Source organism: Thermobifida alba, from assembly GCF_023208015.1.
GTDB lineage: Bacteria > Actinomycetota > Actinomycetes > Streptosporangiales > Streptosporangiaceae > Thermobifida > Thermobifida alba.
Genome location: NZ_CP051627.1, coordinates 858291 through 878225 on the forward strand (window position 1 = coordinate 858291; position 19935 = coordinate 878225).

Genomic DNA, 19935 nt, shown 5'->3' on the forward strand with positions numbered 1-19935 from the left:
CCGTTGCGGCCGGTTCCTGTCCGGAATCCGAAGAGAGTTCCGGGGGCGGAAGCGGCGGGAGACGGAAAAACTCCGGGGGTGGGACCCACCCCCGGAGTCGGGTCAGCGGCATCCGCCCTCGGATACCAAAGAAGCCGCTGACGTGCCTATTGTGCCGTATGATCCGACTGCTCCAGCCCTGTACGGTTCGATGGCAGAGCAGCACGTCCTCACTCTCCGGAACCGGGTGGGCGACAGCGGCGACATCCTCTCTGAGAGGACCGGAACCCCCACGGAAAGGGCGGCAGTGCGGCTCACGCTCCCCACCGGAACGACCGTCCGGATCACCCCCGACCCGGCGGCGGCCCTCCGCGACGCGGAGACCGCGGCCGCGGAGCCGGCACTGCTGAGACTGCGCCGAGGACACGGCTCCACCGGGGCCGCGACCCGGCTGAGGCAACTCGGCCTGGTCGTCTACGATCCGGAGTCGGGCCGGTGGACGCTCACCCCGTCCGGCCGCGAGGTCCGCACGGGACTGCTGGAGTCGGAGGCGCCGGGGCCGGCGGGAACCGGACAGCGGCCCGTTTCCGGGACGGGCGCCCCGCGGCGGGCCACCGTCCACCCCGACCTCGTCGTCGACCGGGCGGAGCGGACGGGCGGCGCCCCCGCGACGGCCGGGAGGGGCCGGGGCGGGGGTCCCGCTCACGCTGCTGGAAGGCGGAGCCGCACTCGTGGTCGCCGTGGGCGGGCTGCTGGCCGTCCCCGTCCTGTCCTCGACGGGAGGCGGACCCGTGTTCCTCACGGCCCTGACGGTCTGGGGCGCGGTCCTCGGCCTGTCCTGGGCCGTCGGGAACCGCACCGGACGGGTCCGGCGGCCGGAACCCCGGCCGCCCGCCGCGGCCCCGGAGGAGCGGCGCGTCACCGCCGACATGCTCGACGCCCCCGCACGGGAACCGCTGCGGCGGACGCAGGAGGAGGTGGACGCGGTGCTGGACTCGCCGCTGCACCACCGGGGACTGCTGCTGGACGGGACGCGCGACCGGGTGGTCCTCGCCGACGTGGAGGGGGCCGTGGCCGAGAGCCTGCTGCGCCGGTCCGGGGCCAGGCGGCGCATCGACACCACCCCCACCCCGGGGGAGCGCAGCCGCGCCGCGGCCGAACAGGCCCGCGCGGTGCTGGAGCAGGACGTGGTGGAGGTGACCGGGCGGATCGAACTGCTGGAGTCCTACGCGGCGCGGGTGCGGGCCGCCGCGCTGGAGGAGCAGGAGCGCCGCGCGGCCGCGGCCCCGGAGGCGGTCGCGGTGGACGTCGCCGGGGCGGGCGCCGCCCACCCCACCGCACCGAGGCCCTGGCCTGCCTGGTCGACGCACCGGAGTTCGCCCTGCGCGTCGCCTCCCGCACCGACCCGGACCGCTGAGCGGCCCGGGCGTCCGGCGTCCCCGCTCCGCGCAGACCGCGCGGCGGGGTGTTGCACGAGGCCCCGAGCGGGCAGTGGCGGGGAAAACCGGTTGCCCCGCCGGGGCGGATCTGGCGTCATGGTGGGGAGCCGACCCCGGAGCGGTCGGCACGGCCCCGTGTCAACCCCTGAGGAGGTGGCTCATGCCCTACACCGAGGTTCCGGGAGCGCGCGTCCCGATCCGGATGTGGACCGACCCGAACACGGTGGAGCAGCAGGCCATGGAGCAGCTCCACAACGTCACCACGCTGCCGTGGGTGCACGGGCTGGCCGTCATGCCGGACGTGCACTACGGCAAGGGCGCCACCGTCGGCTCGGTCATCGCGATGCGCGACGCGGTCTCCCCGGCCGCCGTCGGCGTCGACATCGGCTGCGGCATGACCGCGGTGCGGACCTCGCTGCGTGCCGAGGACCTGCCCGACGACCTGCGGAAGCTGCGGTCCGGGCTGGAGCGGGCGGTCCCCGTCGGCCACGCCGCGCACCGCGACCCCGTCGACGTGCGCCGCGTCCCGGAGGTGCGCAGCCGCGACTGGGACGCGTTCTGGGCCCGGTTCGACACCCTCGCCGAGGGGGTGCGCGACCGCCGCGAGCGCGCCGCCTGCCAGATGGGCACCCTCGGCGGCGGCAACCACTTCCTGGAGGTGTGCCTGGACGACGACGGCGCGGTGTGGGTGGTGCTGCACTCCGGGTCGCGCAACATCGGCAACGAACTGGCCAAGTACCACATCGACCGGGCCCGCGAACTGCCGCACAACCAGGACCTGCCCGACCGCGACCTCGCGGTGTTCGTCGCGGGCACGCCCGAGATGGAGGCCTACCGCCGCGACCTGTTCTGGGCGCAGGAGTACGCGCGCCGCAACCGCGAGGTGATGATGGGCCTGGCCTGCGGTGTGCTGCGCGAGCAGTTCCCCGGGGTGGAGTTCCCCGAGTGGATCTCCTGCCACCACAACTACGTGGCGGAGGAGACCTACGACGGCGTCGACGTGCTCGTCACCCGCAAGGGCGCGATCCGCGCTGGCCGCGGCGACCTGGGGATCATCCCCGGATCGATGGCCACCGGCACCTACATCGTGCGCGGCCTGGGCAACCCGGCGTCGTACAACTCCGCCTCGCACGGCGCGGGCCGCCGCATGAGCCGGACCCGGGCCCGCAAGACCTTCACCCAGGCCGACCTGGTCGAACAGACCAGGGGAGTGGAGTGCCGCAAGGATCTCGGCGTGGTCGATGAGATCCCCGCGGCGTACAAGGACATCAACGAGGTGATCGCCGCCCAGACTGATCTTGTGGAAGTGGTGACGCACCTGCGGCAAGTGGTGTGCGTCAAGGGGTGACCCGCCCCGCCCGCGGCGCCGGCGCCCGCCGGCGTCACGGGCCCCGGCACAGCAGGACCGCGGTGGCGGCCGTGGCCGCTGGCACCCTACCCTCCCTCCTGGGTGGGCCCTTTCCGGGTGGCTTCCTTGGTCAACAAGCGGAGGAGCTGCTTGTTGCTCTTCCACGACTTCAGGCGGTCGGGATCGCGGGCGAGGGCTGCCGCTTCGATGAACGCCTGGCCGATTCGGTAGAGAAGGTCAACCCCGGTCTTGCCGAGCTCCCTTTCCCGGACGACCAGGACACTCTCCCCGAGGTAGAGGTGCACGCTGTCGTCACCGGTGACCTCGATGTGCACCGCCCCCGGAACCACCAGGGTGCGCAGGACAGCGGACCGCAGATCGATCAATGCCGAGGGAACCGGTACCGGCTCCCCACCGGCAGGAAAGTAGTGCTGCTGAAGTGCGAGGATATCCTTCCGGCGATACCGGACCGCACCGTCAGAAGTGAGGACTTGTTCGAGCGTTCCGCTCTTCACCCACTCCTGCATGGTTTCTTCGGGGATGTCGTAGTACGCGAGCAGCTCCAAGGCTTCGTCCGTGGTGATCAGGTCAGCGCGGTTCTCGTCTTCCCAGGGGATGTCTTCCATGATTCCTTGTCGTCAATCGGATAGAGGCGTCCTGCTGTCAAAGGTCCACCGGCCGTGGACGAGCTGATACAACCCGGCAGCTCCTCCCGGTCTTCGCTCCCGGAACAGGATGCGGGTAACCCCCTGGCGAACGTAGGCTTCAATCGGCGTGGCAGGGACACAAGCGCCGTCGAGGGGACCTCCGTACAAAGCTACGAAGCGCATCAACCCGAACCCTCCCCGGCGCTCGGGTGCAAGACATCACCCCAAGAACCAAGCAGGCTTTCCGGGACCTCGGAGGACGCAAACACGCCCTTCTCGATCCCCTCGCGGATCAACTTGGCGAGGTCCTCGGTGAGCCTCTCCTCCAAGCTCAAGCGTCCGTCGGCGACAGCCTCCAAGACGCTCAGATCAGCATCGCGGAGAACGATCCGTTGACCACGCCGGAAGGTCCACGCTTCGAACACCCCCGACTCTGGAATCTATCGGCACTTCCACCCAGGAGTGCGGCGGCAGAAAGCACGAGCCGCCCGGTCCGGGTCGGAACGCACGACTGCTCCTAAACCAATAATGGCCATGCCAAGACCGTATGGCTGAACCAGGCGGCTCAAGGGACAGTCGGTACCCCTACCTCAAGGGGTACAGTTTGGACTCCTACCGGGCTACGACCCCCAGCTTCTGGGCCAGACTGTCCACGTCCTCGCGCAACATCGACGGAGGGTTCGACACCATGTCCGACACGGCCCTCCGCGAGAAGATGTTGAACCTAATCGTCTCCGGGCTCTCTCGATGAGCCTTGTTCAGCAGGTGAACCACGGCAGCCTGTTCGCCGCGCTGCCAGTGCCCACGCGCCGTCTCGATGATGTGGAACGCCCGCCGGGTCGCCGACGGGATCAGCCCCAGGTCGACCTTCGCGGCGGCCTCCACCGCCTTCCCGCCCTGCATGAGGTCGTCATGCATCGTCACCGCATAGCCCTCGACAATGCCCATACCGAAGATCAGGTACGGGTGCGCATACGACCGCCCCAGCTTCTGGGCCGCTTCATACGCGATGTCCCAGTAGCGCCACGCATCGCCAGCGCGTCCAACCTTCGCGTAGGACAGGGCGACCGCCAGGTGCAGCAGTCCCCACCGCGCCAGTTCGTCGGAGTCCTTCTCGGGGTCCAGCAGGCGTGCGGCCTGCATGGCCAGCTCAACCCGAGCCTCGTGCCTCTCCCCAGCGTCACGGAAGACGTGGTTCATGTACCACGCCGCCGACGCGATCGCTCTCGGGTTGTCGGCCTCCAACGCGGCCTCCATGCCACGGTCACCCGTCAGCAGCACTAGGTCCGGGGCAGGCTGGAAGCTGAGAAACAACTGCGCAAGGTGGTACGCCTCGGCCAGCGACGCCAGCACCGAACGCCGCTCCTTGCCCTCATGCACGCGAGCGGCGTATCGCAGGTCTGCCAGCAACGGCGGCAGGAGCGCAGCGATACGGGTCCGGTGGTTGGCGCGGCTGCCATGCCACACCATCCAGGCGTGCCGCACCCGCTCGGCAAGCTCTGCCGCAGTAGCAGGCTCCTCATCCCGCCCGATCGGATAGGAGGTGAGCGCCTCCCGTATCTCCAGAAGGGCGGGATGCGCCTCCTTCACATAGGGGGCGACGATGATCGGGTGCTTTCCGCCGACCAGCTCCGCAAGGTCGCACCCAAGTGCCGCAGCCAACTGGGTGAGCATGTCGAGGCGCGGCATCTGAAGACGCCCCTTTTCGATGCTCTTAACCCACTCAGCAGAGCGACCCACGAGTCCGCCAAGGGTGGCACGGGTCATGCCGTTCCGTTCTCGAATAGCCTGGACACGCTTTCCGAATGACGCCTCTTGGTACCCTTCGGACATAGAGGTCCTGCCTTTCCTGAAAAGTGTGGCAACTTCCCAGGATAGGGACAGGGTCTCGTCGTCGGGCCTGTTAGGCCGCGAAGGGCTGTCCAGCCATGGGCACGGTGAAGCCCTCCCACTAGGTGTTTGTGGGAGGGCTTCACCGTTTCCGACTCAACGCCCGAACCCGGCTTCCACACTAGATCCACCAGCCACCCATACCCCCTAAAACCCAGGTCAGGCGGGATCGAGGAGCTAGAGGGCCAGCCCACCTCTAGCGTCCACCCAGGGCTCGGTCTAGGGCCTGCTCAAAGCCGGCGCGGTGGTACCCCCTGCCGGTTGCGATCCCGCCCCGTCTCGTCCGCGCACCACGTCTGCCGAGGACCGATCCCATAGGGGCAGCATCTTCGCGAGAGCGCTGTCGCTCTCCGGTACGGGGACCGGTTCCGCTGCCGCAGTTCCTCGGCCCACAGCCGATCCTCCCCACCGAACGCACCAATGAAGTGCTCCAGTAGAACCGCCCCCTCGGCGGCAGCGCCCGCCAAGACCGGAGCTGCCAGCCGGTACTTGGCAGGGGCGACACTGCCACCTAGGCGAGCGGCGGCAGGGCATGCGCCACCGCGTTCTCAGTCGGCATGCCACGCCTGCCAGGAAGCAGTGAGAACGGCTCGCCACTGGCAGGCGGCGGCGAGCCTCGATGGCGGTGCCAGTGGCAGCCACGGCAGCCAGCATGCCAACTGGCACGACCACGCCCACCTCCAGGACGTCGACCATGCCACCGGCTGCCACAACCCCGGCAGCCACCCATGCCGTGCGACGGCGGCGGTACCGCACGCTCTCCACGAACACAGGCCCGGTCGCGATGACACGCCGGTAATCGTCGGCACGCCCCTCCGCCAAACCATGCCTGCCAAACGCACGTGCCAACCGGCACGGTTGCCAGCGCCTAACAGAGGGCGGGGGTGGCATGCCACCGGCTGCCGTACCGTGCCGTTCCTCGGGTGGCATGCCACCGGGGGCGGCCTGGACCGGGAACCGGATCACTCGGCCACGCAGCGTCTGCCGGAGATAGCCGCAAACCGGCGGGTTCCCCTGGAGAGACGACGGAGGGACATCCACGCTCCGATCGCATATACGGCATAGGCTTCCACACCGATCGGGAGCGTGATGGCGGTGTTGATCACCAGCTCGTCCCAGATACCGGGCAGGGGAGCTACCTCGCCGAAACCGGTCATGCGTCCCAACTCGACCCAGCCAGACCAGGTGGCTACTGCGGCGGGGCAGCGATGAGGAGCAGGGGCCAGCGCGTCATGGTGGACTTCGTCTGGTTCTGGCGCTCGTCGACGGGGGTCGATTTCGACCGGTAGACGCCCGAGGGGGTAGTTGGTGGGCTGCCCGGTGAGGGCAGGCGAGGTGGTGTCGGTCATTGAGAGGCTCCTGTGCAGGTCATCCGTGGGGCGGTCGTGGGTGGCTGCCCTCAGGGCTTAGTAGGTGCCCGTCGGTATTTCCTTGACGAGATCCCCGCCGCCTACAAGGACATCAACGAGGTCATCGCGGCCCAGACCGACCTGGTGGAGGTCGTGGCGCACCTGCGGCAGGTGGTGTGCGTCAAGGGCTGACCACCGGCCCCGCCCTTCGCGGCCCGAAGGGCGGGGCCGGCGGTGTCAGGAGGGCAGGCGCAGCAGGAGCGCCGTCGCGGCCGCGGCCGCCGGGCCGCCCGCCCCCGAGGCCAGGAACACCACCGGCGGCGAGGGCGTGTCCAGCAGCAGGCCGTCGCCCACGCAGGACACGCCCGCGGCCGTGTCGAACATCCCGGAGAAGTTGCCGAACCCGCGGCCCGGTGCCCGCGGCGCCACCCCGTGCTGCAGCAGGGTGGTCGCCGCGACGTCCATCGCCGCGATGCCCGCGCCGCGCACCGCCCGCACCGTGAAGGCCGCCGCCACCGCCCACGCCAGACCGGTCAGCAGGGTGCCGGACTGCTCACCGCGACCCCGGCGAGCAGCAGCACCACCGGCGCGACGGACCGCCCGGACCGGGGCGGCCACGCGTCACCGGCAGCCAGACCGATCCCGACCGTGCCGAGCAGCAGCCCCACCGCAGAGCCGTCCGCGCCCAGGGGCTCGGCTGTCGGCAGTGTCGCGCCACGTCGTCGATTCCGTTGCAGGCGACCACCGCGCCGGACCCCAGCACCACCGCCCGTACCCGGGGCGCGCCGCAGCACCCCCGGGCCGTCCCGCGCCCCGGCCCACGGCCGGAAGGCCCGCTGCCCGCCGCCGGCGGGCAGCGGCGGCAGCCACACCGCTGAGCACAGGAAGCAGAGCGCCGCCACCGCGAGCGCCCCCCTGATCCCGACGAGCGGGAACAGCGCCGCCGCCAGCAGCGGGCCGAGCGCCTCGGCCCCGTGCGCGTCGAACCCCACAGCGGCGTTGGCGGAGGCCAGGGCAGGCCCGCGCACCAGTCCGGGCACCGCCCGCCCGCGAGGAGGCCAGGAACACCTGCCCGGCGGCCGGGTGCACCGAGACCAGCGTCAGCAGCGGCGGCAGCCACAGGGCCGCGGCCGCCGGCACCGCCGCCCGGACGGCCCCGCAGCCGACCATCACCCGCCGCGGCCCGGACCGGTCGGCCGCCACCCCGGTGAGCGGCGCCGGCAGCGCGGGCACGAAGTCCCCCACGAGCAGCAGCGCCGCCACCGCGAGCGCCTGGCCGGTCGACTCCGCGACGGACAGCATGAGCGCGACCAGCGTGACCGACTCGCCCGGCGCCGACACCGTACGGGAGCGGAACAGGACCCGGAACGGGCCGTGCGAGCGCACCGGGCCCCACCCGCCGACAGCCGTCCCGCCCCCGGACACCTCTGCGTCCACCCCGCCTCCACCGGGGACCGCGACCCGGTCCTCCCCGCTGCGACCAGCGGTGATCCCCGCCGCCGAACACCCCGGGGGTTTTCGTGGAGGCGGTCCGGGCAGACGCAAGGCGTGAAGACGCACAGCCGGGCGTCCCCAGTCCGGCACCGGAACCGATCGAGGAACGACACGATGGACAACGACCTGATCACCGGTATCGCGGTGTTTCTCGGCCTGGTGGTGATCGCGGCCGCCGCGGTCGTCGTCTTCCGGGAGCACCAGCGAGGAGACCACCCGGGGGAGCGGTCCGGTCCCGAGCACGGCCGCGGGGCGGACCGGCGGGGCCGCGGACGGGCGGACCGGGACCTCCGCGGGCGGAGGAGCCGGCGCTCCGCGTCCGGCCTGCGCGACCTCGCTCCCGAGGAGCGCGCCCGCTACGAGGACGAGTGGGCGCGCACCCAGGAACGCTTCGTCGACGACCCGGTGGCCGCCGTGGACGGCGCCGACCGGCTCACGGCCCGGGTGATGGCCGACCGCGGCTACCCCGTCGACGGCGCCGACCGGTCGGCGGAGCACGCCGACGTCGTCGGCGACTACCGGCGCGCCCACGAGAGCGCCGAACGCGGCCGCACCGGTGCGGCGACCACCGAGGAGCTGCGCGACGCGATGGTCCGCTACCGCGCGCTCTTCGCCGAACTGCTGGGCCACACCGCCCGCGGCGAGCAGCCCTCGGGACGGCACGCCGTCCCGGCGCCCCGCGACAGCGCCGAACGCGACCCGACCGCCGCAACCGGCCGGCACCGCCGCTGAGGACCGGGGCACGACAGCGACCGCCACACCACGGCACCGAGGAGGCGACGACCGTGGCACACCACGTGCACGAACCCCGTGACGTCCGCACCGACACCCACACGCCTGCGGCGCACTCCACCGAGCACACCGCACAGCCCGGCGGCCGGGCCGACCGGGGCCTCGCCGCGCCGCGGCCACGCACCGCAGAGGAGGCCGACGAGCCCGCCGGCGCGGACCGGTTCCAGGCCCGCTGGCGCAGGATCCAGAGCGACTTCGTCGACGACCCGCGTGCCAGTGTCGCCGCCGCCGACGGTCTCGTCGGCGAAGCCATCGAACAGCTCACCGCCCGCCTCAACGAACGCAGGCGGCGCATCGAGTCGAGCTGGCAGCGGCGCAGCGAGGGCGGCGGCGACACCGAGCGGCTGCGCGTGGCGCTGCGGGAGTACCGCTCCCTGCTCGACCAGCTCACCATGACGCCGTGGTGACCCGTGCGGCGGCCGCCGTGTCCGCACAGCGCGGCGGGGCCGAGGGGCCGGCGGCTCAGTCCCGCCGCGCGGAGTCCAGCCGCAGCCCGTAGGCGAGCAGGGGCAGTCCCGGCTGCGGGCTCCAGTCGCGTTCCGGGAGCCGGACGAACCCCTCCGAGGCGTACAGCCGCCGCGCGGCGACCATGACCGGCTGGGTGGACAGCACCAGGTGCGCCGTGCCCGCCCGCGCCGCCCGCTCGACCACGGTGCGCAGCAGCAGCCTGCCCACGCCGCGCCGCTGCGCGTGCGGCGCCACGGCCAGCGCACGCACCTCGGCCTCGTCCGGGGAGACGGTGATCTCGCTGTCCTCTTGGAAGGGGCGCAGCGTGACGGTACCGAGGAGGTCGTCGCCGTCCACGGCGACCAGCACCTCCCCGATGCCGCTGGTGCCCAGGGCACGCAGCACGGGGGCGTAGGGGGAGTCGGGGGCGAGCACTCCCTGCTCGGTGTAGGCGCGTACGCGCAGTTCGCCGACACGGGGCAGCTCGTCGGGGCGGGCGTTACGGACCAGCATGGGTCCATGAAACCGTAGGGACCGCACGGCACGGGACGACGGGGAGCGGGAGTGGACGGTTTCGACGCGGTGATCCTGGCGGGCGGGGCGGCGCGGCGGCTGGGCGGCGTCGACAAGCCCGGCCTGCGGGTGGGCGGGCGCGCCATGCTGGAGTGGGTGGTCGAGGCGGTGCACGAGGCCTCCGCGGTCGTCGTGGTGGGGCCGGCGCGTCCCAGCCCGCCGGCCCGCTACGTCCGCGAGGACCCGCCCGGCGCGGGGCCGCTGCCCGCCCTGCGCACCGGCCTGGCCGAGGTCGGCTCGGCCTGGTTCGCGCTGCTGGCCGCCGACATGCCGTTCCTCGACGGCGCTGCGGTGGCGGCACTGCGCGCGGCCGCCGCCCCCGGGGCCGGGGCCGTCCTGGTGGACGCGGAGGGGCAGCCGCAGTGGCTGGCGGGGGTGTGGCGCACCGCGGCGGTGCGCGCCGCCGTCGCCGACTACGCCGGGAGTTCGCTGCGCGGCCTGCTCGCCCCCCTGGGGCCGGCCCGGGTGGCGTTTGCGGAGGCCGCCCGGGACTGCGACACGCCCGAGGAGTTGGCGCGGGCCCGCCGCGACCGGTGAGCACCGCGGGGAAAGTGCGCCGCCCGGCGGGAACACGGCCGCGGCCACGCCGATCCGAACCGGATTCCAGGCATCCCGGGCGTCGCCGCGGTTTTTCTGACGCACCGTGGCGAAGAAAGCGCGCCTAGGAGGCGGGCAAAAAGAAAAACGACGCCGGGTGGCTACGGGGGCAAACCACCCGACGTCGTGATCGGTGTTTCGACGGGGGCTCGAAACACCGGTCTGTACGCCTCAGCGGGGGACTGAGGCGCTGGTGACTAATCTACACCGCTGTGCCCTAAATTACGTCAAGAGTCTATTACGACGGGATCTCGGGAGAGTTCCGCTGATTCCACGGGGTTTGCCGACGAGGCCCCGTTTTGCGGAGCGGGAGGCGTGGAGCACGAATTGTTCAAAAGATCAACCAAAACGGAGCCAATGTGCGACGGCACGGAAAACGGACGTCCCGGCCGTCGCACACCGGACAGGCAGCTCAGGAAGCCTGGCTCACCGACGACATGTTGAAATCCGGGACGCGCACCGGCGGCATCGCGGTCCGCGGGAAGTACTCGCCGAACTCGCGGGAGAACGTCGGAGTCGTCCGGCCGACCTCGCTCACCCGCTCCAGCAGGCTCACCGGCGACTCGTTGAACCGGAAGTTGTTCACCGCCCCCCGCACCTCGCCGTCCTCGACCAGGTACACCCCGTCGCGGGTGAGACCCGTGAGGAGCATGGTCCGCGGATCCACCATCCTGATGTACCACAGGCAGGTCAGCAGCAGCCCCCGCTCGGTGGCGGCCACCATGTCGTCCAGGGACGCCGTCGCCCCCGGCAGCTCCAGGACCAGGTTGTCGGCCTCCGGCGTCAGCGGCAGCGCGGTCAGTGTCGCCGAGTCGTAGGTCTGCACCAGCCGCGCCAGTTCGCCGTCGCTGATCCACTCGGTCGCGCCGACCGGTCTTCCGTTGTCGAAGGCGCTGATCCGCCGCCCCGGCGCGTCGGCCAGCACGAACGGCGCGCACTCCAGCCCGGGCTCGGCCGGGTCGGAACGCAGCCGCAGCGGCAGCGGGGACAGCCGCTCGCCCACCCGGGTGCCGCCCCGCGGCGAGGAGAAGGCCGTGCGCCCCTCGAAGGCGTCGCGCGCCCCCAGACCCCAGTACAGGTCGGTCATCAGGTCGGCGACTGCGGCGGGCGGCAGCAGCGTCTCGTAGCGTCCCGCGGGCAGCTCCACGGTGGTGCGCGCCCAGGCGATCCGCCGCTCCAGCTCGGCCTCCAGCGCCGCGACGTCGACGTCGGTGAAGTCGCGCGTGGCCTGACCCACCCAGGTGGAGTGGTGCGGGCCCTCGGACTTGGCGTTGAGGTCGAGGCTGCCGGACGGCTGGTCGTGGCGGAGCCGCAGCCCCGTGGAGGAGCCCAGGAAGGTGGCGGACAGCGAGTGCTGCGCGTAGCCGTACAGCCGCACCCCCGCCTGCACGGACCGTTGGAACGCCTTGCCCAGCTCCGGCGCGAAGTCGGAGAACACCCCGATGTCGGAGGCGGGGACCGGGGCGTCCCAGGCGCACGTGGAGCGGCCCGCGGAACCGGGGTCCGGCAGCGGGTGCGCCCCCTCGGCGGGCGCCGCCCCGCGCGCGGCCTCCTCGGAGGCGCGCACCAGTTCCTCCAGCTGGTCGTCGCGCAGCCCGCTGCGGGTCACCGAGCCCACCCGGACCCCCGCGGAGTCCGTCACCAGCGAGATCACCGTGACCGAGCGGCTCCGGGTGACCCCGTTGGTGGTCAGCGAGTTGTTGGCCCAGCGCAGGTTGGCCGTGCTGGTCTCGGTCACCAGCACCATGCAGTCGTCGGCGCGCGACAGCTCCAGCGCGCGCTCGGTCACGGCCTGCGCGGACAGCGACTGGCTCACGGTTGTTCCCTTCGGTTGCAAGGAGTGCGCGCCGTTCACGACCGGGCCTCCCGGGCGGTGTTGAGCACCCGCACCGCCTCGAACAGGGCGCTGGGACAGCCGTGGCTGACCGGGGCGACCTGTCCGGGCTGGCCCTTGCCGCAGTTGAACGCCCCGCCCAGCACGTAGGTCTCGGGGCCGCCCAGGGCGCGCAGCGAGTTCCAGAACTCGGTGGTGGTCGCCTGGTAGGCCACGTCACGCACCTGGTGGGTGATGCGGCCGTCCCGGATCCGGTAGAAGCGCTGCCCGGTGAACTGGAAGTTGTACCGCTGCATGTCGATCGACCAGCTGCGGTCGCCCACGATGTAGAGGCCGTCGTCGACCTGGCGGATCAGCTCCCGGGTGTCGGGGCCGCGCGGGTCGGGCTGGAGCGAGACGTTGGCCATGCGCTGGATCGGCATGGTCGCCGGGGAGTCGGCGAACGCGCAGCCGTTGGAACGCTCGTGGCCCGTCAGGTGCGAGATGCGCCGGTCCCGCTGGAACCCGGTGAGCACCCCCTCGGTCACCAGGGGGAACGACGAGGTGGCCACGCCCTCGTCGTCGTAGCCGATGGTGGCCAGGCCGTGCTCGACGGTGCGGTCTCCGGTGACGTTCATGATCTCCGAACCGTAGCGCAGCGAGCCGACCTGGTCGGGCGTGGCGAAGGAGGTGCCCGCGTAGGCGGCCTCGTAGCCGAGGGCGCGGTCCAGTTCGGTGGCGTGCCCGATGGACTCGTGGATCGTCAGCCACAGGTTGGACGGGTCGATGACCAGGTCGTAGACGCCCGGCTCCACCCCGGGCGCGGCGACCTTCTCGGCCAGCAGTTCGGGCAGCTCGGCGAGTTCGGCCTCCACCGTCGGCAGGTACTCCTGGCCCTGCCCCACCGGCGGGGAGAGGGTCCGCATGCTCTCCAGCCGCCCCTGGGCGGTGGACATCACCTCCACCACCGGGTGCAGGCGCACCCGCTGCTGGGTGGTCACGGTTCCGGCGGTGTCGGCGTAGAACTTCTGCTCCTTGGCCGCCAGCAGGCTCGCGTCGACGTGGTCCACCCGGGGGTCGGCCAGCAGGCGGCGGCTCCACTCGGCGAGCTGGTCGGCGGTGTCGCGCAGCGGGACCGTGAACGGGTCGACCTCGTAGGAGGAGACCCACACGGCGTCCGGGTGGGCGGGTTCGGGGGCCAGCTCCACGCGGTCGCTGCTGAGCACCGACGCGAGCTTGGCGACCTCGACGGCCTGCGCGGCGACCGCGGCGGCGGCGTCGGGGACCAGCTCCGTCCCCGCGGCGAACCCCCACGCGCCGTTGTGGACCACCCGCACCGCGAAACCGAGCGTGTCGGTCTCCTGGGCGGTCTCCACGGAACCGTCGGCCAGCACGAGGTGGCGGCCGCGGATGCGTTCGAGTCGGAAGTCGGCGTGGTCGGCGCCGAGGTCGCGGGCACGCTGCAACGCCGCGTCGGCGAGGGAGCGTAGCGGAAGGGAGAGGAATTCGGGATCGATTTCGCGCACGGTGGAAACGTAACGCGTTCTGCCGCCCCTGTCAGGTGAAGGCGGCCGATTCATGTGCCGCGCCGCACGTCGACGTGGACGTGGTCGCGGTGCTGCAGGATGTCGTTGGCCACGTCGGAGGAGGTGTAGGGCCGCCAGCCGGCCAGGGCGAACCGGGTGCTCCAGATCCGGTCGTCGAAGATCACCACCGACACCTCCAGCCGTTCGGCGTGCGCCACCAGCCACTGCGCCAGCAGCCAGCCCCGGCGCCGGTTCTCCTCGCTGACGGGGCGGAAGAACACGTCGACGGCCTCGCCGCGGTAGTGCGTGGAGTCCGCGCCGTGGCCGTCGCTGACCCCGCCCGGCTGGAAGCCGCCGAGGCTCAGCTCGCCGTGCACCTCGGTCATCTCCGCGAGCAGCGTCTCGGCGCGCGGGGTCAGCCCCGAGGGCCCCATCGCCTCCTCGGGGAGCTCGGCGTCGGAACCGGAGAAGCAGGTGAGCACCGGCCCGGGACCGTCCGCGGGCCCCTCCGCCAGGGCGGCCACCGCCTCCGGGGGCACACCGTCGACGTCCGCGGCGGCTTCCCCGCGGAGGCGCCGCACGGCCGCGGTGGTGGCGGCCATCGCCTGCTCCCGGTCCAGGCCGACACGCTCCCCGGCGACCAGGACCGTGCAGTCGGGCCCCCACCACGGGGCGAGTGTGTCGACGCCCGCCCTGCGCAGCAGCCACGACCCGCCCGCGACCGCGCCCGCGACGAGCAGCGCCACGACCGCGAGCACCGCCACCGGGCCCCGCCACCGTCTCGTCATGCCCCCGACGATAGCCGCCCCGCCTCACCACCACGCGCCCCACAGGACGAAGACGCCGCCCGCCACGAGGGTCAGCCCCCAGACGCGGTCCATGGTCGCCCAGCGCAGCCGCAGCGCGTGCACGGCGAAGAAGTCGTGCACGACCAGCGCCGCGATGCCCGCCGCGGCCAGCATCGCCAGCGTGTGCACGCCCGTGGCGGCCAGTCCCAGCAGGGTCGCGTCCAGCAGGTCGACGTGGCCGGAACCGGCCACGTCCGCCCCGCCCGCGGCGGCCTCCCCGGCATCGGCTGGAGCGGGGGCCGCGCCGCCGTGGACGTGCGCGCCGTGGTCCAGCTGTCCCGCCAGCACCGGCAGCAGCATCAGCCCCGAACCGTGCGCGCACGCCATCAGGAAGGAGACGGCGACCAGCTGCCACGGCGACAGGCGCGCGTCGGGGCTGTGGCCGCGGTGGGCCAGGGGCCGCAGCAGGAACCACAGGCCGGAGGCGACCAGCACTGCGGCGCCGCCCACGGGGAAGAGGCCGGAATCCGCCACCGCGTCCGTCACGGTCACCGCGACCGCCACCAGCCCCACCGAGGCCGCGTGTCCCAGCGCCAGCAGCGGCAGGGCGCCCACCACCGCGGCGCGGCTGCGTTCCTGCAGGCCGCGCGAGACCGCGAGCAGCCACCCCATCCCGGGGTGCAGCCCGTGGAAGACTCCCAGACCGATCAGGACCCACAGCTGGTTGGTGGCCATGAGGGGGCTCCGTCCCACACGTCGCGGACCCCCGCATCTTCACACGGAGCCGCGGCGCTGGCAACGCTCCGGAAGGGGAGCGGTGCGGAGCGCGACGCTTCCGGGTGCGCCCCTGCGACGGGTCCCGTCCGGGCCGGTCAGATCAGTCCCTGAGCGAGCATCGCCTCGGCGACCATCTCGAACCCGGCGATGTTGGCGCCCGCGACGTAGTCGCCGGGACGCCCGTAGCGGTCGGCCGTCTCGTAGCAGGTGTCGTGGATGTGGCGCATGATCTCCGCGAGCCGCCGCTCCGTGTGCTCGAAGCTCCAGGAGTCGCGGGAGGCGTTCTGCTGCATCTCCAGCGCACTGGTGGCCACCCCGCCTGCGTTGGCGGCCTTGCCCGGCGCGAACGCCACCCCGGCCTCGGAGAACACCCGGATCCCCTCGGGGGTGGTGGGCATGTTCGCGCCCTCGGCCACGGCCATGACGCCGTTGCGCACCAGGGCGGCGGCGTCGCGCCCGGTCAGCTCGTTCTGCGTGGCCGACGGCAGCGCCACGTCGCAGGGCACCTCCCAGACGCTGGAGGAGGCGGAGTCGATGTAGCGGACGTGCGACCCGCGCCGCTTGGCGTAGTCGGACACCCGCCCGCGTTCGACCTCCTTGACCTGCTTGAGCAGCTCCAGGTCGATGCCCTTCTCGTCCACCACGTAGCCGTTGGAGTCGGAGCAGGTCACCACGTGCGCGCCGAGCTGCTGGGCCTTCTCGATCGCGTAGATCGCCACGTTGCCCGCGCCGGACACCGCGACCCGCTTGCCCTCCAGGGAGTCGCCGCGGGCCCGCAGCATCTCGGCGGTGAACATGACACAGCCGTAGCCGGTGGCCTCCCGGCGGACCTGGGAGCCGCCCCAGCTCAGCCCCTTGCCGGTGAGCACCCCCGACTCGTAGCGGTTGGTGATCCGCTTGTACTGGCCGAACAGGTAGCCGATCTCGCGGCTGCCCACGCCGATGTCACCCGCCGGCACGTCGGTGTACTCGCCCAGGTACCGGTACAGCTCGGTCATGAAGGACTGGCAGAACCGCATGATCTCGGCGTCGGAGCGCCCCTTGGGGTCGAAGTCGCTGCCGCCCTTGGCGCCGCCGATCGGCAGCCCGGTCAGCGAGTTCTTGAAGATCTGCTCGAAGCCGAGGAACTTGACGATGCCGAGGTTGACCGAGGGGTGGAAGCGCAGCCCGCCCTTGTACGGGCCGAGGGTGCTGCTGAACTCCACCCGGAAACCCCGGTTGACGTGGATCTCACCGGAGTCGTCGGTCCAGGGCACCCGGAAGATCAACTGCCGCTCCGGCTCGCACAGCCGCTCGATGATCTTGGCGTGGCTGATCTCGGGGTGCTTGGCCACCACGGGGCCGAGGCTCTCCAGAACCTCCCGTACCGCCTGGTGGAACTCGATCTCCCCCGGGTTGCGCCGCAGGATCTCTTCGTAGATCGGAGTGAGTTTCTCGTCGAGATTTGCCGACATGGTCGCCTCCGGGTCGGGGCGCGCCTCACGGGCACGCCCCGGCTCGGGGCGTGCCGGGAGGAAGCACCGGTTGTGGCCGTGTGGGGTGGTGATCGGGCGCCCCGTTGAGCCCGTCCCCCGTGGCCGATCATAGATCGCCGGAGCCGTTCCGTTGATCCGGCCCGGCCGTTCGGGACGGAGGCGGCGGGGTCAGGGGCACAGGTCGTCGAGCGCGGTGGCCTCCTCCCCGACCTGGCGGCCCGGGGAGTCGGGGGAGGGCTCGGGCAGCCCGGTGTACTCCTGCCACTCGGTCAACTCGGAGGACTCCGCGGAGGCGTCGGCGGAGACGTCGGTGCCGGGAGCGGTGGAGGGGGTGGAGGGGACGGAGGGGGAGGACGTGGGCTCCGGCGCGCCGTGGACCGCGTCGCGCACCAGTTCGCGGATGCGCTCCCAGTCGGGGTAGGCGGTGTTGACCTGCGGCGGGGACAGCTGCAGGGTGTCCATGTCGGCCTCGGCGACCTTCTCGGCCAGTTCCACGAAGTGCGGGAGCTTGGGCTGGGGGATGTCGGTGCGCAGGGTGCTCTTGGCGGCCGCGGCCAGCGACCGGAAGCTGGTGAGGATGGTGGCGGGGTCGGCCTGCTCGGCCACGTACTTGATCAGGCACCCCTGGCGGCCCATCCGGGAGTAGTCGTCGCTGTTGACCCGGGTCCGCCCGTACCACAGCGCCTCACGGCCGTCGAGGGTCTGCCAGCCCGCGTCGATGTACTCGCCGCGCTGTCCGTAGGGGAGGGGCTCCTCCAGGTAGACCCGGATACCGCCGATGGCGTCGATGATGTCCTCGAAGCCCTGCATGTCGACCAGCGCGTAGTAGTCGATGTCGAGGGCGAGGGCGGCGCCGATCACCTGCTTGAGGGTGTCGGCCGCGGGGTCGGTGACGTAGGGGTTGAGCGCCAGCGTCGGGTCGTCGGCGACCGCCTGGTAGACCTCGTTGAGCAGGTCGGTGAAGCCGTAGGGCGCGGGGTAGCGCTCGGCCAGCGCGCTGCCCGGCGGGAAGGGCACGTTCTCCAGGTTGCGCGGCAGGCCGATGAGCAGCACGTCGCCGGTCTCCACGTCGATGCTGGCCACGATCATGGTGTCGGTGCGCATGCCGTAGCGGTTTTGGCCCGCGTCCCCGCCCAGCAGCAGCACGTTGACCCGGTCCTGGCCGTTCCACGGGTCGGCGTCGTCGTGCGGCTCCCCGGAAGCCGAGCCGAACAGCGTGTTGGACAGGTCGTAGGCGGTGTAGGAGGCGTAGCCGACCGCGGCCGCGGGGGTCGCGACGGTCAGGCACAGCGCCGTGACGACCACGCCCGCGGCGAGGCGGCGGCCCAGTCCCCGCGACTCGGGGCGGGTGATCACGTAGGAGTGGACCACCACGGTCATCCACAGCACCGCCACGGCGAAGGCGGTGATCCCGGCGAGCAGCAGCCAGTGGTCCTGCGTCGCCAGGGTGGCGCTCAGCACCAGGTCGCCGCGCAGCACCAGGGCGCCGGAGACCAGGACCGCGACCAGCAGCAGGTAGCAGGTCAGGATGACGGCTCCGGCCCAGCGGCGTCCGACGCGCAGGTGCGCTGCGCCGGGGAGCACCGTGGAGGCGGCGGTCCACAGCAGGGCCCGCGTCATGTTCCTCGGGCGGTCGGGGGTTTCGGTCAACCGCCGTCTTCTGCCCATGGGATCCGTTCCCTTTCTCTGCCGTCCCACCGGGCGCCCGGACGGGCCGGGGCCGTGTCCCGCTTCTCGCCCGTGGGCGCGTTGTCGTGCGCATCCAGTGTGGCGCTTCGCCGGAGTGGCTGGGACGGCGTCCCCGGGATGGGGTACCTCCACCTGCCGAGTGATTTGTCTGGATATCTAGATGTTATGTCTGATTCCTTGCGGTTGGCTGGCCGAAGTCGGCCCCGTTTCTTCCGTGATCGGTAGTTAACAGCCCCGCCAGCTGCCATGATCGGGCCGCAGGAGGGGGCGACGCCCGGGGGGATGGAGGCGTCGTCACAGCAACGAAAGGCACTCATCGTGCTCGATGCGGTCGACGCGGCGCTCGTGCGGGCGCTGCAGGGGGACGGAAGAGCGACCTATCAGGCCCTGGCGGACCGGGTGGGGCTGTCGCGTACGGCGGTCCGGGCCCGGGTCAGGCACCTCATCGCGACCGGAGCGATCCGGATCGTCGGGGTGCTGCACGCCGGTGTCATGGGAATGGAGGTGTTCGGACACATTTCACTCCGTGTTTGCGGACCGGTTCGCCCGGTGATAGAGGAACTGGTCCAGCGCGAGGCGGTGGTCTTCACCGCGCAGACCGCCGGGCGCTTCCCCGTGGTGGCGCACGTGCGGGTCCGCGACGACAACGCGCTGGCCGCCGAACTCACCCAGGTGCGGAAGATCCCCGGAGTCGTCGAAGCGGAGGTCTTCCGCGGCGACCAGATCGCCAAGGACGAGTACTCCAGCGTGCGGCCGCTGCGGGAGGTCTCCATCGACCCGCTGGACTGGCGGCTGGTGCGCTGCCTGCAGGCCGACGGGCGGGCCTCCTACGCCGACCTCGCCCGGACCGTGGGCCTGTCCCAGGCCGCGGCGCGCTCCCGGGTGGTCCGGCTGATCGACGCGGGCGTCATCCACGTCACGGCACTCATCGAGGCCTCGGCGGTCGGGGTGACCGAGCGGCTGGGCTTCGGACTGCGCTGCCGCGGCGACGCGTCGGCGCTGGCGGGCGGCCTGGCCTCGCTCACCGGGGTGTCGTTCGCGGCCACCGGGTTCGGCAGTTACGACATCGTCGGCGGGGTCACCGCGGCCGACCGGCGCACCATCGTGGAGACGCTGGAGACGATCCGCCGCTCCCCCGAGGTCAGCTACACCGAGACCTGGGATTACCTGGCGGTGGCCAAGGAGCGGCAGCGCATCGACGGCCAGTCCTACACGGCCGTTCCGCAGCCCCGCGGGGGGTGAGCCGGAACGGCGCGCCGCCGCCGGAGCGGAGCGGTCCGGGCCCGCCGGTCGGCGGTTCCGGCGGCGGCGC

General features: G+C 72.2%; 18 protein-coding genes and 1 pseudogene. 6 read left to right on the plus strand and 13 right to left on the minus strand.

The window, feature by feature from the left end; all coding sequences use genetic code 11:
* Positions 1–1578 precede the first annotated feature (1578 nt).
* A complete protein-coding gene (locus FOF52_RS03955) occupies positions 1579–2766 on the plus strand; it encodes an RtcB family protein (protein WP_248592475.1) in 1188 nt (395 codons plus the stop codon).
* 86 nt (positions 2767–2852) lie between these two features.
* On the opposite strand, the gene FOF52_RS03960 is transcribed toward FOF52_RS03955, so the two are convergent.
* From FOF52_RS03960 to FOF52_RS03975, 4 genes are all read right to left on the minus strand, one after another.
* Positions 2853–3392, minus strand: a complete 540-nt coding sequence (locus FOF52_RS03960) for a hypothetical protein (protein ID WP_011291792.1) — start codon at positions 3390–3392, stop codon at positions 2853–2855.
* A 203-nt stretch (positions 3393–3595) separates the two neighbouring features.
* The gene (locus FOF52_RS03965) at positions 3596–3838 is read right to left on the minus strand and encodes a hypothetical protein (RefSeq protein ID WP_016188610.1); all 243 of its coding nucleotides are present in this window, start codon (positions 3836–3838) and stop codon (positions 3596–3598) included.
* A 187-nt stretch (positions 3839–4025) separates the two neighbouring features.
* A complete protein-coding gene (locus FOF52_RS03970; RefSeq protein WP_011291794.1) occupies positions 4026–5246 on the minus strand; it encodes a helix-turn-helix domain-containing protein in 1221 nt (406 codons plus the stop codon).
* 1019 nt (positions 5247–6265) lie between these two features.
* Positions 6266–6652 carry a hypothetical protein gene (locus FOF52_RS03975; RefSeq protein WP_011291796.1) on the minus strand — a complete coding sequence of 129 codons (387 nt, stop codon included), beginning with the start codon at positions 6650–6652 and terminating at the stop codon, positions 6266–6268.
* Between the two features lie 81 nt (positions 6653–6733).
* On the opposite strand from FOF52_RS03975, the pseudogene FOF52_RS22115 reads away from it, so the two are divergent.
* Positions 6734–6844: pseudogene (locus tag FOF52_RS22115) on the plus strand (RtcB family protein); the annotation flags it as partial.
* Between the two features lie 45 nt (positions 6845–6889).
* Here the strand turns inward: FOF52_RS22115 and FOF52_RS03985 are convergent.
* Together FOF52_RS03985 and FOF52_RS03990 are read right to left on the minus strand one after the other, a co-directional pair.
* Positions 6890–7168, minus strand: coding sequence for a hypothetical protein (locus FOF52_RS03985; protein ID WP_248592477.1), 279 nt, complete (start codon positions 7166–7168; stop codon positions 6890–6892).
* Between the two features lie 17 nt (positions 7169–7185).
* Complete coding sequence (locus FOF52_RS03990) at positions 7186–7680, minus strand: hypothetical protein (protein WP_248592478.1); 495 nt, start codon at positions 7678–7680, stop codon at positions 7186–7188.
* Between the two features lie 580 nt (positions 7681–8260).
* Between FOF52_RS03990 and FOF52_RS03995 the strand changes: the two genes are divergently transcribed.
* Both FOF52_RS03995 and FOF52_RS04000 read left to right on the plus strand, forming a co-directional pair.
* Positions 8261–8878, plus strand: coding sequence for a hypothetical protein (locus tag FOF52_RS03995; RefSeq protein ID WP_248592479.1), 618 nt, complete (start codon positions 8261–8263; stop codon positions 8876–8878).
* A 53-nt stretch (positions 8879–8931) separates the two neighbouring features.
* On the plus strand, positions 8932–9345 hold the full coding sequence (locus tag FOF52_RS04000; RefSeq protein ID WP_248592480.1) for a hypothetical protein: 414 nt from the start codon (positions 8932–8934) through the stop codon (positions 9343–9345).
* Positions 9346–9400: 55 nt separating this feature from the next.
* Here the strand turns inward: FOF52_RS04000 and FOF52_RS04005 are convergent, their stop codons facing one another.
* Positions 9401–9898 (minus strand): GNAT family N-acetyltransferase, encoded by a 498-nt coding sequence (locus FOF52_RS04005; RefSeq protein WP_248592481.1) that lies wholly within the window; start codon positions 9896–9898, stop codon positions 9401–9403.
* A gap of 51 nt (positions 9899–9949) precedes the next feature.
* On the opposite strand from FOF52_RS04005, the gene mobA reads away from it, so the two are divergent.
* Positions 9950–10495 (plus strand): molybdenum cofactor guanylyltransferase, encoded by a 546-nt coding sequence (gene mobA, locus FOF52_RS04010; protein WP_248592482.1) that lies wholly within the window; start codon positions 9950–9952, stop codon positions 10493–10495.
* A 472-nt stretch (positions 10496–10967) separates the two neighbouring features.
* On the opposite strand, the gene FOF52_RS04015 is transcribed toward mobA, so the two are convergent.
* From FOF52_RS04015 to FOF52_RS04040, 6 genes are all read right to left on the minus strand, one after another.
* Complete coding sequence (locus tag FOF52_RS04015; protein ID WP_248592483.1) at positions 10968–12371, minus strand: metallopeptidase TldD-related protein; 1404 nt, start codon at positions 12369–12371, stop codon at positions 10968–10970.
* Between the two features lie 35 nt (positions 12372–12406).
* Positions 12407–13948 (minus strand): TldD/PmbA family protein, encoded by a 1542-nt coding sequence (locus FOF52_RS04020; RefSeq protein WP_425265527.1) that lies wholly within the window; start codon positions 13946–13948, stop codon positions 12407–12409.
* Positions 13945–14682: a VldE C-terminal domain-containing protein gene (locus FOF52_RS04025; RefSeq protein ID WP_248592485.1), complete on the minus strand. Its 738-nt coding sequence runs from the start codon at positions 14680–14682 to the stop codon at positions 13945–13947. Before FOF52_RS04025 ends, FOF52_RS04020 begins: the two co-directional genes overlap by 4 nt.
* Positions 14683–14706: 24 nt before the next feature.
* Entirely contained in the window at positions 14707–15417 is a 711-nt protein-coding gene (locus FOF52_RS04030; RefSeq protein WP_248592486.1) for a cell wall anchor protein, read from the minus strand.
* A 137-nt stretch (positions 15418–15554) separates the two neighbouring features.
* Entirely contained in the window at positions 15555–16913 is a 1359-nt protein-coding gene (gene gdhA / locus FOF52_RS04035) for an NADP-specific glutamate dehydrogenase (RefSeq protein ID WP_248592487.1), read from the minus strand.
* A 189-nt stretch (positions 16914–17102) separates the two neighbouring features.
* Complete coding sequence (locus tag FOF52_RS04040; RefSeq protein WP_248592488.1) at positions 17103–18602, minus strand: LCP family protein; 1500 nt, start codon at positions 18600–18602, stop codon at positions 17103–17105.
* 339 nt (positions 18603–18941) lie between these two features.
* Between FOF52_RS04040 and FOF52_RS04045 the strand changes: the two genes are divergently transcribed.
* Positions 18942–19865, plus strand: coding sequence for an Lrp/AsnC family transcriptional regulator (locus tag FOF52_RS04045; RefSeq protein WP_248592489.1), 924 nt, complete (start codon positions 18942–18944; stop codon positions 19863–19865).
* The last annotated feature ends 70 nt before the right edge of the window (positions 19866–19935 follow it).

What these genes read in the sequence shown, in the direction of transcription:
- FOF52_RS03955 (WP_248592475.1), top strand. Translation starts at nt 1,579, where the DNA reads ATGCCCTACACCGAGGTTCCGGGAGCGCGCGTCCCGATCCGGATGTGG.
- FOF52_RS03960 (WP_011291792.1), bottom strand. Translation starts at nt 3,392, where the DNA reads ATGGAAGACATCCCCTGGGAAGACGAGAACCGCGCTGACCTGATCACC.
- FOF52_RS03970 (WP_011291794.1), bottom strand. Translation starts at nt 5,246, where the DNA reads ATGTCCGAAGGGTACCAAGAGGCGTCATTCGGAAAGCGTGTCCAGGCT.
- FOF52_RS03975 (WP_011291796.1), bottom strand. Translation starts at nt 6,652, where the DNA reads ATGACCGACACCACCTCGCCTGCCCTCACCGGGCAGCCCACCAACTAC.
- FOF52_RS03995 (WP_248592479.1), top strand. Translation starts at nt 8,261, where the DNA reads ATGGACAACGACCTGATCACCGGTATCGCGGTGTTTCTCGGCCTGGTG.
- FOF52_RS04005 (WP_248592481.1), bottom strand. Translation starts at nt 9,898, where the DNA reads ATGCTGGTCCGTAACGCCCGCCCCGACGAGCTGCCCCGTGTCGGCGAA.
- FOF52_RS04020 (WP_425265527.1), bottom strand. Translation starts at nt 13,948, where the DNA reads ATGAATCGGCCGCCTTCACCTGACAGGGGCGGCAGAACGCGTTACGTT.
- FOF52_RS04025 (WP_248592485.1), bottom strand. Translation starts at nt 14,682, where the DNA reads ATGACGAGACGGTGGCGGGGCCCGGTGGCGGTGCTCGCGGTCGTGGCG.
- FOF52_RS04030 (WP_248592486.1), bottom strand. Translation starts at nt 15,417, where the DNA reads ATGGCCACCAACCAGCTGTGGGTCCTGATCGGTCTGGGAGTCTTCCAC.
- gdhA (WP_248592487.1), bottom strand. Translation starts at nt 16,913, where the DNA reads ATGTCGGCAAATCTCGACGAGAAACTCACTCCGATCTACGAAGAGATC.
- FOF52_RS04040 (WP_248592488.1), bottom strand. Translation starts at nt 18,602, where the DNA reads ATGGGCAGAAGACGGCGGTTGACCGAAACCCCCGACCGCCCGAGGAAC.